The sequence below is a fragment of the Pseudomonas putida W15Oct28 genome (assembly GCF_000708715.2).
GTDB classification, from domain to species: Bacteria; Pseudomonadota; Gammaproteobacteria; order Pseudomonadales; family Pseudomonadaceae; genus Aquipseudomonas; species Aquipseudomonas putida_R.
Genome location: NZ_JENB01000005.1, coordinates 119,680 through 132,063, shown reverse-complemented (window position 1 = coordinate 132,063; position 12,384 = coordinate 119,680). Strand labels below are relative to the sequence as shown.

Genomic DNA, 12,384 nt, shown 5'->3' with positions numbered 1-12,384 from the left:
AATCTGCGTCGCCTGAGCTTCCGCGCGCTTAAAAGCAAAAGCAAAAGCCGATGCCGATGCCGATGCAGCGTTACTGGGCGAACGCTCGCCCTAACCCACCCGGCACACCACTGCTGTCAGTATCCTGCCAAGGCCCATTCGGGCTCAGCGACCAGCTCCAGCCGTTATCAAACCGATAGTACGTACGCTGCCGGTAGAAGGTATTGGGCTGCTTCTCCAGTACATACACACCCAGCTTGGGGTCCCAGTGGCTCGCCCCGCCAGGTGGTGGCGCAAAGCTGGCCGAGGTGCGCGGCATCGGCTTGGGTATCGCCGCCGGTTTGCTCGGCTGGGTGGACGGCTGCCCACCCGGCAACGGCTTGACCACCGGCCCTTGCGGCGGCACGCGCTCGATCGGGGGTGCCGGCTGTTCATACGGCTGATGCACCGTACACGCAGACAAACCCAGGGCCAGGGTGATCAGGGTCAGGCGGACGGTGCTGTGCATGGCTGTGCTCTCTTACGGGTCTGGGCTGTCGATGGTCAGGTGCTGGGTCGCCTGGGTGGCGCTGGGCAACGGCGCGCCCTGGCCAATCCACTCGCCGCGGGTAGGCTGGCCAGCGCGGGAAACACGTGCAACCAGTTGGACTTCGGCAAATTGCGACAGTTTCATCTGCGGCATCATCGCGTCAGCATCGGACAACTCCACTTCGATCGGCAACTGCGCCACCGTCACCCGCTTGGCTGCCAGCGGCATCGGCGGGCCATTGCTGGCGCGCGCGAAGATGAACACCGTGTCGTCCGGCTTGACCTTGTCCTTCAGTGCCGCCGCCAGTTCCACCCGCACTTTCAGCCGCGCAGCCACCGGCGCGGGCTCTGCGGCCTGCCCTGCCGGCCCACCCAGGCGTTCGGCAGCGCGGTCGATGCCGCCTTGCAGGGCATCACGCGATGCATCGCCTTCCGGCAACTGCGCCAGCAGGCGCTTCCAGTAGTCGATGGCTTCCTGGTAACGCTCGCCCTCGAAGGCGGCAATACCGCGCAGGCCCAGGCTGGTCACCTCATTGGGGTCGGCCTTCAGCGCTTCATCCGTCAGTGCCTGCACCTGCAGGCTCCACTGCTTGTCGGCGGCAAAGTACAGGGCCTGGGCCCACTGGCCCAGCAACTCGGGCTGGCGGTCAGCCAGGGCTACCGCCCGCTCGAACGTGCGCGCAGCATCGGCCGGGCGCTGCTCGGCCATGTAGGCACGGCCCAGGAAGTACAGGGCCTCTGCCGACTCCGGCTGGGCCTGCACCACACGCTCCAGGCGCGTGGTCATTTCTTCCATCGATTTGGGCGCCTCGGCGAACTCCTGGGTCAGCGCCACCTTGTCGGCCGCACCAAAATGCAGGTACAGCCCCAGCGCCATCAGCGGTACCAGCACGGCAGCCAGCAGCGGCAGGGCTTTGCCCAGATGGCCCTGGCGCGGAGCCTCGGCGCCTTCGGTATCGGCCAGCAGCTCGCGGGCAGCCTCGTCACGGCCCTTGGTCAACTGCGCCTCGTCGAGTACACCGGCAGCCTGCTGGGCGGCCAGTTCGGCGACGCGCTCCTGGTACAGGGCCACGTTCAGGGCGGTGCGGTCTTCTTCCTGCTGGCGGCCACGGCCACGCAGGATCGGGATCAGCAGGAAACTGAGGGCGGCGAGCAGCAGCAGGCCCGCGCTAAGCCAGAATTCAATCATGGGTCTGTTCTTTTTCCAGCAGTTTGGCGAGTCGCTCGCGTTCTTCGGCAGAAAGCTCGTTGTTGCCCGGCAAAGCCATACCACGGCGTCGGCGCACGATCACCGCCAGCGCCACGAAACCACCAGCCAACAAGATGCCTGGGCCGAACCACAACAGCCAGGTACGCCCGCTGAGCGCCGGTTTGTAGCGCACAAAGTCACCATAGCGGTCCACCATGAAGTCGACGATCTGCTGGTTGCTCTTGCCTTCGCCAAGCATGCGGAAGATCTCTCGGCGCAGGTCGGCAGCAATCGGCGCGTTGGAGTCGGCAATGTCCTGGTTCTGGCACTTGGGGCAACGCAGTTCCTTGGTCAGCTGCTGGTAGCGCTCGCGCTCGGCGTCGTCGCGGAACTGGTAAGTGTCAATGGCCGCGTTGGCCACGCCGGCCAGGCTCGTGCCCAGCACGGCAGCTGCCAGCCAGCGCCTCATGGCCTGGCCTCGTCGACCAGGCCCTGGTACAGCGGCGCCAGCTGCTCACGCCAGACAGTGGCATCGACAATGCCCACGTGCTTGTAGCGGATGATGCCCTTGGCGTCGATCAGGAAGGTTTCCGGCGCGCCGTACACCCCCAGGTCCAGGCCGAGGCTGCCCTGCTCGTCACGGATGTCCAGCTGGTAGGGGTTGTGGAACTCGGCCAGCCATTTCTGCGCGGCGGCATTGTCGTCCTTGTAGTTGACACCGTGGATCACCACGCCCTGCTGCGCCAGCTGGTTCAGGTACGGGTGCTCGACCTTGCACGACGGGCACCAGGTGGCCCACACGTTGACCAGGGCCGGGCGGCCCTGCAAGTCGGCCTGGGTCAGGGTGCGGTCGCCCTGGGTCGAAGCCAGGGAAAACACCGGGAACGGTTTGCCGATCATTGCCGAGGGCAGCTCGTCGGGCTTGAGAAACAGCCCCTTGTAGAGGAACACCGCCACCAGCAGGAACACTGCCAGGGGGACTACCATGATCCAACGCTTCATGCAGCTGCTCCAGACACGCCCAGGGCATCACGCACCCGGGTCTTGACCTTGACGCGGTAGCGCCGGTCGAGTGCCGCCAGCAACCCGCCCAGGCCGGTCAGCAGACCGCCCAGCCAGATCCAGCGAACGTAAGGCTTGATATGTACGCGCACGGCCCAGGCGCCGTTTTCCAGCGGCTCGCCCAGGGCAACGTACAGGTCGCGGGTAAAGCCGGCGTCAATGCCGGCTTCGGTCATCATCGACTGCTGCACGGTGTACAGGCGCTTTTCCGGGTGCAGGGTGGTTATTTCACGGCCATCACGGCTGACCACCACGGTACCCTTGTCGGAGATGAAGTTCGGCCCCTCGAAGTGCTTGGCGCCCTGGAACAGGAAGTGATACCCCCCCAGCTCCACGCTTTCGCCCGGGGCCATGCGCAGGTCGCGTTCGGCGCTGTTGTTGCTCGACAGCACCACGCCCAGCGCACACACCGCCAGGCCCAGGTGCGCCAGTTGCATGCCCCAGTAGCTGCGGCCCAGGCCAGGCAGGCCCTTGAGCAGGCCTTTGTGACGGGTCTTGTCGAGAATGTCACGCAGCCCGCCGAGCACCACCCAGGCCGCCAGGGCGAAGGCGGTGAGGGTTGGCCAGTCGAAGTCGTCAACGATAAACCCGGCGACCGGGGCAAGGATGGCACTGCCGATCAGCACCGGGGTCATCATGCTGACCAGCCATTTGCCCGGGGTGTCCTTCCAGCGCACCAGCACGCCCACACTCATGACCACCATCAGCAGAGCCATCAGCGGCAGGAACAAGGCATCGAAATACGGCGGCCCCACCGACAGCTTGGCCCCGGTCAGCGCATCAAGCACCAGCGGGTACAGCGTGCCGAGCAGAATCATCGACGCGGCCACCACCAGTACCAGGTTGTTGGCCAGCAGCAGCGTCTCGCGCGACCACAGGGCGAAGCCGACCTGGCTCTTTACCACCGGAGCGCGCAGGGCGAACAGGGTGAGCGAACCACCCACCACGAACAGCAGGAAGAACAGGATGAAAATGCCCCGCGACGGGTCGGCGGCAAAGGCGTGCACCGAGGTGAGCACGCCCGAGCGCACCAGGAAGGTACCCAGCAGGCTCAGCGAGAAGGCGGCAATTGCCAGCAGCACGGTCCAGCTCTTGAACACCCCACGCTTTTCGGTCACCGCCAGCGAGTGGATCAGCGCCGTGCCCACCAGCCAGGGCATGAACGAGGCGTTTTCCACCGGGTCCCAGAACCACCAGCCACCCCAGCCCAGCTCGTAGTAGGCCCACCACGAGCCCAGGGTGATACCGACCCCCAGGAAGGCCCAGGCGACGATGGTCCAGGGCCGCGACCAGCGCGCCCAGGCAGCGTCCAGGCGGCCGCCGAGCAAGGCGGCAATGGCGAAGGCGAAGGCCACCGAGAAGCCCACGTAGCCCACATCGGCGGGTGAACGATCAGGCCAAAGTCCTGCAGCAACGGGTTGAGGTCGCGGCCGTCGGTGGGCACTTGCGGCAGCAGGCGCTGGAACGGGTTGGAGGTGATGATCAGGAAGCTCAGGAAGCCGACGCTGATCATGCCCATCACCGCCAGCACGCGGGCCAGCATCACCTGCGGCAACTGACGCGAGAACACCGACACGGCAAAGGTCCAGCCACCCAGGATAAACGCCCACAGCAGCAACGAACCTTCGTGGGCGCCCCACACGGCGCTGAACTTGTAGTACCAGGGCAAGGCGCTGTTGGAGTTGCTGGCCACATAGGCCACCGAGAAGTTGTCGGTCATGAAGGCATGGGTCAAACAGGCGAAGGCAAAGGCCAGGAAGGCGAATTGCCCCCACGCCGCCGGCCGCGCCAGGCTCATCCACAGGCTGTCGCCACGCCAGGCGCCGAGCAGCGGCACACTGGCCTGCACGGCGGCAAAGCAGATGGCCAGGATCATCGCCAGTTGGCCGAGTTCGGGGATTACCAGCGCTGCGTTCATGGCTTGCCCTCCGTGCCGGTAGCGGCCTGGCCGCTTTCCTTCAGGGCCTTGGTCACCTCGGGCGGCATGTACTTCTCGTCGTGCTTGGCCAGCACTTCATCGGCCACCACCACGCCTTCGGCGTTGACCTTGCCCAGGGCGACGATGCCCTGCCCTTCGCGGAACAGGTCGGGCAGGATGCCGCGGTAGGTGATCGGCACCGACTTGTTGAAGTCGGTGACCACAAAGCGCACGTCCAGCGAGTCGGAAGAGCGCTGCACGGAGCCTTTCTCGACCATGCCGCCAGCACGGATGCGGGTGTCCTGCGGTGCTTCGCCATTGGCGATCTGGGTGGGCGTGTAGAACAGGTTGATGTTCTGCTGCAATGCGCTCAAGGCAAAGCCGACGGCAACCCCGACACCGACCAGCAGGCCGACGATGAGCAACAGGCGTTTCTTGCGCTGCGGATTCACTGGTTGTTCTCCCGGCGCAAACGGCGCGCCTCTTCTTGCAGGTAGCGACGACGGGCCAGCAGCGGCGCGGCGACATTCAGCGCCAGCACCGCCAGGCAGATGCCATAGGCCGACCACACGTACAGGCCATGGTGGCCCATGGCGAGAAAATCACCGAAGGTGGCAAAGCTCATTGTGCGGCCCTCCGCCCCAGGCTGTTCAACACTTCGTCCTTGACCCAACTGGCGCGCGCCTCGCGCTTGAGCACTTCAAGGCGCATGCGTAGCAACAGCACGGCGCCGAAGAAACAGTAGAAACCCAACGCCGTGCACAGCAACGGCAGCCACATTTCGGCGGGCATCGCCGGCTTTTCGGTGAGGGTGAAGGTGGCGCCCTGGTGCAGGGTGTTCCACCACTCCACCGAGTACTTGATGATCGGGATGTTGACCACGCCGACAATCGCCAGCACCGCACAGGCCTTGGACGCACTGTCACGATTACTGATTGCCTGGCCCAGCGCAATAATGCCGAAGTACAGGAACAGCAGGATGAGCATGGACGTAAGGCGGGCGTCCCACACCCACCAGCTGCCCCACGTCGGCTTGCCCCAGATGGCGCCGGTAACCAGCGCCACGGCGGTCATCCAGGCGCCAATGGGCGCGGCACATTGCAGGGCGACGTCGGCCAGTTTCATCTTCCACACCAGCCCAACTACCCCGGCGACTGCCAGCAGCACGTAGCAGGACTGCGCCAGCATTGCCGCCGGCACATGAATGTAGATGATGCGGAAGCTGTTGCCTTGCTGGTAGTCCTGGGGGGCGAACGCCAGGCCCCAGGTGATACCGACCAGCAACAGAAGCACGGCAGCGCCGGCCAGCCATGGCAGCATGCGGCCGCTGATGGCATAGAACCATTTCGGGGAGCCCAGCTTGTGGAACCACGTCCAGCTTATTTTCATCAGGGTACATCCAGGGTATTTGCCGGGCTTGAAAGCCCGGGACTCGTTATTCACCGACGCTGATCTTCAGGCCGGCCGCTATCGCAAAGGGTGCCAGGGTAACGGCCAGGGCCGTCAGGCTGGCGAGCCAGAGCAGGTGGCCGGTTGCGGGCATATTTTGCAACGCCGCTTGCAACGCACCACTGCCCAGGATCAATACAGGGATATACAACGGCAGAATCAGCAACGCCAGTAACAAACCACCGCGCTTCAGACCGACCGTCAGTGCTGCGCCCACCGCACCGAGCAAGCTCAATATCGGTGTGCCCAATAGCAGGGAGCCGAGCAGCACCGGCAGGCAATGGCTCGGCAGCCCCAGCATCAACGCCAGTAGCGGCGCCAACAATACCAGCGCCAGCCCGGAAAAGATCCAGTGCGCCAGCACCTTGGCCAGCACCAGCAGCGCCAGCGGGTGCGGCGACAGCACCCACTGTTCCAGCGAGCCATCCTCGAAATCGCTGCGGAACAAGCCGTCCAGCGACAGCAGCACTGCCAGCAGTGCCGCTACCCAGACCAAGCCCGGCGACAAGGTTTGCAACAATTGGCTTTCCGGGCCGACTGCCAGCGGGAACATGGCCACGACGATGGCAAAGAACACCAACGGGTTGGCCAGCTCGGCAGGACGACGGAACAGCAGGCGCGCTTCGCGGCGCAACAACAGGATGAATACGCTCATGCCGCCCATTGCCCCAGGTTCAGTTCACGGTAACCGGAGGGCTTGCGTTCCAGCGTATGGTGGGTGGTCAGCACCACCGTGCCGCCCTGCTCGCAGTGGGCCGCCAGGTGCGCTTCGAGCTGCGCTACGCCTTGCTTGTCCAGGGCAGTGAACGGCTCGTCGAGAATCCACAGCGGCGGGCTGGCCAGGTGCAGACGGGCCAGGGCCACGCGACGCTGCTGGCCGGCCGACAGGGTATGGCAGGGTACGTCTTCGAAACCGCGCAAGCCGACGGCCTCCAGCGCCGCCCAGATCGCCTCGCGACTGGCCGGCTGGTGCAAAGCGCACAGCCAGGTGAGGTTTTCCTCGGCGGTGAGCAGGTCCTTGATGCCCGCGGCGTGACCGATCCACAGCAGAATGCTGGCCAGGGCATGGCGCTGCTCGGCCAATGGCTTGCCGCCCAGCAAAATCTGCCCGGCGGTCGGCTGCATCAACCCGGCCAGCAGCCGCAGCAGGCTGGTCTTGCCGCTGCCGTTGGGGCCGCTGATCTGCAGCATGTCGCCGGCGCCCAGCTCGAAATCGAGCTGCTCGAACAGCAGGCGCCAGTCGCGCTCGCAGGCCAGGCCTGCGGCTTGGAGGTGAAGGGTCACGGTTTCGCCTTATCTTTGTAGGGCTTCGGGCCGGCGTCGCCTGTTTCGCGGGCCTGCCCGCTCCCACAAGGTCTCGTGCAGTTGCTGAAAGCTGCGCTGAACCTGTGGGAGCGGGCAAGCCCGCGAAGCAGGCGACGCCGCTCCAGAACCCTTGTGTCTCAAGTCGCCCCGCGCGCTGCCGTTATACTGGCAACCACGGGCGGTCGGCATTATTACACGCGCCACCGCGCTGCCAAGAGGCCGGGTTCGACAGGTTGTATACAATCATGACTGAAATCAATAGTCTCGGCGCACAAACCGCGATCAACAGCCAAGCCATGAAGGCTGGCATGACCGGCGAACTGCTGCGCCTGATCCAGGCGCAGCCCGGCCTGCTGGCGCCCGGCGAGACCGCGCAGGTCGAAGTCGTGTCGTTGCGCCAGACGGGCCAGGAGTTTCAGCTGGTGCTGCGCCTGATACAGGCCAACGGCGTGCAGACCCAACTGCAGGCCAACGCCAGCCAGCCCCTGCCCCAAGGCAGCCAGATCACCGTCAGCCAGACCGAAAGCAATCGCCTGGCGATCATGCTGCAGCAAGCCAATGCCAGCCAGATCTCCACCCTCACTCGCCTGGACACCAGCAAAGTGCCCGTAGGGACCCTGCTGCAAGGCAAAGTACTGACCAACCAGGCATTACCCCAAGCGCCCGGCCAACCTGCGGCCTACCGGGCATTGGTCAGCCTGCTCAACAGTGCCCAGGCCGGCGCCACCCTGAGCATCGACAGCCCGCGCCCACTGGCCATTGGCAGCCTGCTCAGCGCGCTGGTGCAGGGCGACCAGTCGCTGCGCTTCGTGCCGCTTAGCGGCAGGCAGGACCAGCTCAACATTGCCCAGCAACTGCTGACCCAGCAAAACCGCCAGGCCTCGCTCCCCGGCGTGCTCAACGCCCTGCAACAGCTCACCCGCGACCCGGGCGTCGATGGCGACCTGCGCGCCAGCGCCGAGCGCCTGCTGGCCGGCCTGCCAGACGCCCGCCAACTGGGCGACGCCAAGGCCGTGGCCCAGGCCCTGAACAACAGCGGCACCTTCCTGGAAGCGAAACTGCTGGGCGGCTTTCCTGCCAGCGTGGCCACTGACCTGAAGGCACACCTGCTGCGCCTGATCACCCAGGCCCCGGCCAGCGCGCCCGGCACGCCCAACCTGGCGCCTGCCAGCCTTGCGGTGACCATGCCGGCACTGGCCCGCAGCGCGCTGGGCATGCTCGAACGGGTCAGCCCCAAACCGCAGCCAGGGGCGTTCCCCCTGCCCTCGCGCCTGCTCAAGGCCATGGAGGACGAAGGCGACCTGCAACAACTGCTGCGCCTGGCCGCTGCGGCCATCTCGCGGCTGCAAAGCCATGCCATGAGCAGTCTGCAACAAACCGGCACGCTGGAAAACGGCAACCTGCAGACCACCTGGCAGACCGAAGTGCCGATCCGTCACGGCCAGGAGTTCATCCCGCTGCAGGTCAAACTCCAGCGCGAAGAAACCCCACGACAGCAGGCCGACCGCCAGCACGAGGCGCAAGACCCGCTGCAAGCCCTGTGGCGCATCGAGCTGGCCTTCGATCTGTCGCCCCTCGGCCCGTTGCAAGTGCAGGCACAGTTCAGCCAAGGCCGCCTGAGCGGGCATCTGTGGGCAGAGCGCGAACAGACCGCCAGGCTGATCGACAGCCAGCTCGGTGCCTTGCGCCAGCGCCTGCTGGATCGCGGCCTGGACGTTGGCGACCTGGAATGCCACCCGGGCATTCCCCCTCAAGGCCCGCGCACACGGGTGGAGCAACGCTGGGTAGACGAAAACGCATGACACAGAAACCACCGCGTCAGGCCATTGCCCTGACCTACGACGGCCAACAGGCCCCTACCCTCAGCGCCAAGGGTGACGATGCGCTGGCCGAGGCGATCCTGGCCCTGGCCCGCGAGCATGAGGTGCCGATCTACGAAAACGCCGAGCTGGTGCGCCTGTTGGCACGCCTGGAGTTGGGCGAACAGATTCCCGAAGCGCTGTACCTCACCATCGCCGAGATCATCGCCTTCGCCTGGCAACTGCGGGGCAAGGTGCCCGCTGGTTTCAGCGACGAAGCCCAGGCGCCGCGCGACATCACTCCGGTAACCCCGCTGCTGCCACCCGCCAACCACCGGTAGTTATCTACCACCGCAGTCGGCGTCAGCCGTTCAGCCTTGCCATTCCCGTCAATGAGCAAGGTAAACACCATGTCCACAAGCCGCATCAACACCGCGGGCGTGCAATACGTTCGCGACCACCTGAGCCATATCCCCCGCCCTGACCGCGAAGCCAGCCGTGAAATCCACCAATGGCTGGCGCAGCGGGGCCATGACCTTGACCCCGACCAGATCGACGTAGTCACCCTGCACTACCGCGGCAATCAGGCAGTCATCGTTCAGCGCCTTTCACTTACCCAAGCGATGCTTTCAGACTGGCAGGGTGAAACAGCCAACAACCTGATCGGCCAGTTGCTGCCGGGCCACTGGGCAGGCACTTTGCCAGATGGCCCGATCGCTATCGTAGAGCGCCTGCCGGAGCTGGGGGAGCTTGACAACAGCGCCCGGTTCTCGGTGTTCAACGGTCTGTTTCGCCGGACTACGCCGGCCCGCTACGACAGCAGCACACATCTGCCGGTCGACGTCGAGGCCATGCAGCAGTTCATCTGGGATCTGGACTTTCACACCCGCTTCGTCGGCATGCTCGACGATTACTGGCAACACGCTACACAGACGCACCGCCAGTCGCTGCAAATCAGCTTCATGGCCGCCTGCAACAAGCAGGTTGAGGAAGGCTCATTGAGCGATGCAGGCCGCCAGATGGCCTGGCAAGTTGCGGGGCTGATGGCGAAAGCACCCGGCTTGCAGGCAAGGCCTTTGAACGTTTACGGCTACGCTGCCACCGACCTGATCTGCATCACTGACCAGGCACAGCCAGAAGTACTCCTGTACCTGCCAGGCAATGCATCGCCCTTGCATGAATTCGACCGCATGGCAGCCATGCAAGACTGGTTCGCCGAACAGTGCCGCGACAACGAAAAACGCCTGCGCCTGCGCCAGTTTTTCCAGCTGGTCGACACCCCCGATGGCCTGGATTTCAGTGGGCTGGATACCGCGCTGGACGGCCTTGGCGCCTACCCGGGGATTCACCATCGATCGCCCAATCGTTCTGGCTTCACCGTCGACAGCCCCTGGCACCCCCGCGAGTACATCAACTACAAGGCCGAGCAGTACAGCCCGTTACTCGAAGGTGATCTGTTCGCAGCCCTCACACAACGTCAACGCGAACGCAGCTATGCCGATGCCGACTTCATCATCACCAGCAATGCACAGGTGACCAAGGCTCGCTGGCGCGGCTACCTGGTGGCGTCGATCAACCTGCTGGCACCGCTGGCCCTGGTGGTTCCCGAGCTGATTCCGCTGCTGGCAGCGGGCGGTGTCGCGCAGTTTGGCCTGGGAATCGATCAGGCGATCAACGGCAAGACGCTAGAAGACAAAGCCTACGGCGTGAGCAACATCGCCTTCGGCCTGCTTAATGCCGCGCCGTTGGCCTCGCTGCCCGCAAGTCGCCCCCGCATGCTCTTCCCAGGCAAAAGTTCGCGCTTCGTCCTGCCCACGCGCCTGAACGATCAGTGGGGCTACCCGCTGAGCCCCAACAGCCCTCCCCGGCTACCTGAAGAAATACTGGCAGACTTTTTCGTGCCAGCCGAGCCACCTGTGGAAGCAACGCGGATCGCCAGGGGCCCGTTGAATCGCGCAACGGGTACCAATCCGCTGCTGGCGCTCAACGACGGCAACGAAGTCGAAGTAGTGTATGACACAGAAAACGATGCCTTCATCCTCCAGGAGGATGCCAACGAAGTACTGCCCAACTACTACCAGGTAACCGCGGGCACGCGCGAACTGTATGAGGTCAACCCGGCCACGCGTGGCGCCAGCAATGCAATGCGCATGTACACGCTGCGCAACCTGGACGTTGACCTGCAACTGCCGCTGAGTGTGCCTGTGGTCAACAGCTCGGAAGCAGCCCCACTGCCGAAGAAAATTCTCAGCATCTGGGTCGGCAATAAAAGCATCCCCGATGAGCTGGTGGAGAACATCGCGAGCAATGCCAACCGCCTTGAGGGTACGGGCTTTACCTATGAGTTCTACCTGTCGAAGTCCAACCCTAAAGCCTTCATGAAAAACCGCGCAAAGCTGACCGCTGCTTCGAACGTTCAGATCAAAACCCTGGAAGAGCAGCCCTTCTACGAGGCCTTCGAGCAAACTGACTTCTACCATCAGTACCGCCAGGCACTGGATAGCAACGGGGCAAACTTCGCGTCTGCCTCCGACATACTGCGCTACCCGTTACTCCATTCGGAGGGCGGAATCTACATGGACGTCGACGACACACTGCGCAGCTTCGAAGACAACCCCGACAACTTCGCAATGATCAGCTCGGTAACCTTGAAAACCACGCCTGAAGGCCTGGTCCTCGGCAGCCCTGTGAACAACGAGCTGCTGGGCATGCACTGTGACTACAACAGCAACATGATCGGCAGCCATGCCAACAACCCGACCCTGCTCGCAATTTCTGCAGAGATGGACGCACGCTACCGCAGCAATCTGTCGTTCTACGACATCAGGCCGCTGGAAGGCACCCACGGTTACGCAGCCTACGCCAGGGAAATGAGCAGGATGACCGGGCCAGGCTTGCTAAACGATATAGTTGCTCGGCATCTACCCAGGCTGCAGTTCCTGCGGCAACTAAGCAAGCTGGAGTCGATTCCGCAGACCACTTATCGCGCGCTCACGGAAAACCTGGCCTTGCCCATTTCCCAGGCGCGCAACAGCGACCAGGCACTGAGTAGCGTGGTGACAATCGGCAACTACCACTCCTGGGGCAAACCCTGAGGTCGGCGTCCTGCAGTGCCAGGCCATCGGCCCAAGCACTTACGGCCAATAGGCGGTAGC

Annotated in this window: 12 protein-coding genes and 1 pseudogene; 3 read left to right on the top strand and 10 right to left on the bottom strand. The window is 64.3% G+C overall.

The features are described from left to right. Positions 1 to 70: 70 nt before the first annotated feature. From AK81_RS04995 to ccmA, 10 genes and pseudogenes are all read right to left on the bottom strand, one after another. Entirely contained in the window at positions 71 to 487 is a 417-nt protein-coding gene (locus tag AK81_RS04995) for a hypothetical protein (RefSeq protein ID WP_016488394.1), read from the bottom strand. A gap of 12 nt (positions 488 to 499) precedes the next feature. Next, complete coding sequence (gene ccmI, locus AK81_RS04990; RefSeq protein ID WP_043197177.1) at positions 500 to 1,696, bottom strand: c-type cytochrome biogenesis protein CcmI; 1,197 nt, start codon at positions 1,694 to 1,696, stop codon at positions 500 to 502. Next, positions 1,689 to 2,165 carry a cytochrome c-type biogenesis protein gene (locus tag AK81_RS04985; protein WP_043197175.1) on the bottom strand — a complete coding sequence of 159 codons (477 nt, stop codon included), beginning with the start codon at positions 2,163 to 2,165 and terminating at the stop codon, positions 1,689 to 1,691. The genes ccmI and AK81_RS04985 overlap by 8 nt, the downstream gene beginning before the upstream one ends. Beyond that, positions 2,162 to 2,698 carry a DsbE family thiol:disulfide interchange protein gene (locus tag AK81_RS04980; protein ID WP_016498582.1) on the bottom strand — a complete coding sequence of 179 codons (537 nt, stop codon included), beginning with the start codon at positions 2,696 to 2,698 and terminating at the stop codon, positions 2,162 to 2,164. Before AK81_RS04980 ends, AK81_RS04985 begins: the two co-directional genes overlap by 4 nt. Continuing rightward, positions 2,695 to 4,676: pseudogene (locus tag AK81_RS04975) on the bottom strand (heme lyase CcmF/NrfE family subunit). Before AK81_RS04975 ends, AK81_RS04980 begins: the two are co-directional and overlap by 4 nt. Beyond that, positions 4,673 to 5,128 carry a cytochrome c maturation protein CcmE gene (ccmE, locus tag AK81_RS04970; protein ID WP_043197174.1) on the bottom strand — a complete coding sequence of 152 codons (456 nt, stop codon included), beginning with the start codon at positions 5,126 to 5,128 and terminating at the stop codon, positions 4,673 to 4,675. The pseudogene AK81_RS04975 and the gene ccmE overlap by 4 nt, the downstream one beginning before the upstream one ends. Next, entirely contained in the window at positions 5,125 to 5,301 is a 177-nt protein-coding gene (ccmD, locus tag AK81_RS04965; protein ID WP_012273475.1) for a heme exporter protein CcmD, read from the bottom strand. The genes ccmE and ccmD overlap by 4 nt, the downstream gene beginning before the upstream one ends. Continuing rightward, on the bottom strand, positions 5,298 to 6,065 hold the full coding sequence (locus tag AK81_RS04960) for a heme ABC transporter permease (RefSeq protein WP_043197173.1): 768 nt from the start codon (positions 6,063 to 6,065) through the stop codon (positions 5,298 to 5,300). Before AK81_RS04960 ends, ccmD begins: the two co-directional genes overlap by 4 nt. A gap of 46 nt (positions 6,066 to 6,111) precedes the next feature. Next, positions 6,112 to 6,780, bottom strand: a complete 669-nt coding sequence (gene ccmB, locus AK81_RS04955) for a heme exporter protein CcmB (RefSeq protein WP_043197280.1) — start codon at positions 6,778 to 6,780, stop codon at positions 6,112 to 6,114. Beyond that, positions 6,777 to 7,409 carry a cytochrome c biogenesis heme-transporting ATPase CcmA gene (ccmA, locus tag AK81_RS04950; RefSeq protein WP_043197171.1) on the bottom strand — a complete coding sequence of 211 codons (633 nt, stop codon included), beginning with the start codon at positions 7,407 to 7,409 and terminating at the stop codon, positions 6,777 to 6,779. The genes ccmB and ccmA overlap by 4 nt, the downstream gene beginning before the upstream one ends. Positions 7,410 to 7,675: 266 nt before the next feature. Here ccmA and AK81_RS04945 point away from each other — a divergent pair, with 266 nt between their 5' ends. From AK81_RS04945 to AK81_RS04935, 3 genes are all read left to right on the top strand, one after another. Further along, positions 7,676 to 9,232: a flagellar hook-length control protein FliK gene (locus AK81_RS04945; protein ID WP_043197169.1), complete on the top strand. Its 1,557-nt coding sequence runs from the start codon at positions 7,676 to 7,678 to the stop codon at positions 9,230 to 9,232. Then, a complete protein-coding gene (locus AK81_RS04940; RefSeq protein ID WP_043197166.1) occupies positions 9,229 to 9,570 on the top strand; it encodes an EscU/YscU/HrcU family type III secretion system export apparatus switch protein in 342 nt (113 codons plus the stop codon). The genes AK81_RS04945 and AK81_RS04940 overlap by 4 nt, the downstream gene beginning before the upstream one ends. 69 nt (positions 9,571 to 9,639) lie before the next feature. Then, a complete protein-coding gene (locus tag AK81_RS04935; RefSeq protein WP_043197165.1) occupies positions 9,640 to 12,324 on the top strand; it encodes a dermonecrotic toxin domain-containing protein in 2,685 nt (894 codons plus the stop codon). Positions 12,325 to 12,384 lie beyond the last annotated feature (60 nt).

What these genes read in the sequence shown, in the direction of transcription:
- ccmI (WP_043197177.1), bottom strand. Translation starts at nt 1,696, where the DNA reads ATGATTGAATTCTGGCTTAGCGCGGGCCTGCTGCTGCTCGCCGCCCTC.
- ccmD (WP_012273475.1), bottom strand. Translation starts at nt 5,301, where the DNA reads ATGAGCTTTGCCACCTTCGGTGATTTTCTCGCCATGGGCCACCATGGC.
- AK81_RS04945 (WP_043197169.1), top strand. Translation starts at nt 7,676, where the DNA reads ATGACTGAAATCAATAGTCTCGGCGCACAAACCGCGATCAACAGCCAA.
- AK81_RS04940 (WP_043197166.1), top strand. Translation starts at nt 9,229, where the DNA reads ATGACACAGAAACCACCGCGTCAGGCCATTGCCCTGACCTACGACGGC.
- AK81_RS04980 (WP_016498582.1), bottom strand. Translation starts at nt 2,698, where the DNA reads ATGAAGCGTTGGATCATGGTAGTCCCCCTGGCAGTGTTCCTGCTGGTG.
- ccmB (WP_043197280.1), bottom strand. Translation starts at nt 6,780, where the DNA reads ATGAGCGTATTCATCCTGTTGTTGCGCCGCGAAGCGCGCCTGCTGTTC.
- AK81_RS04935 (WP_043197165.1), top strand. Translation starts at nt 9,640, where the DNA reads ATGTCCACAAGCCGCATCAACACCGCGGGCGTGCAATACGTTCGCGAC.
- AK81_RS04985 (WP_043197175.1), bottom strand. Translation starts at nt 2,165, where the DNA reads ATGAGGCGCTGGCTGGCAGCTGCCGTGCTGGGCACGAGCCTGGCCGGC.
- AK81_RS04995 (WP_016488394.1), bottom strand. Translation starts at nt 487, where the DNA reads ATGCACAGCACCGTCCGCCTGACCCTGATCACCCTGGCCCTGGGTTTG.
- AK81_RS04960 (WP_043197173.1), bottom strand. Translation starts at nt 6,065, where the DNA reads ATGAAAATAAGCTGGACGTGGTTCCACAAGCTGGGCTCCCCGAAATGG.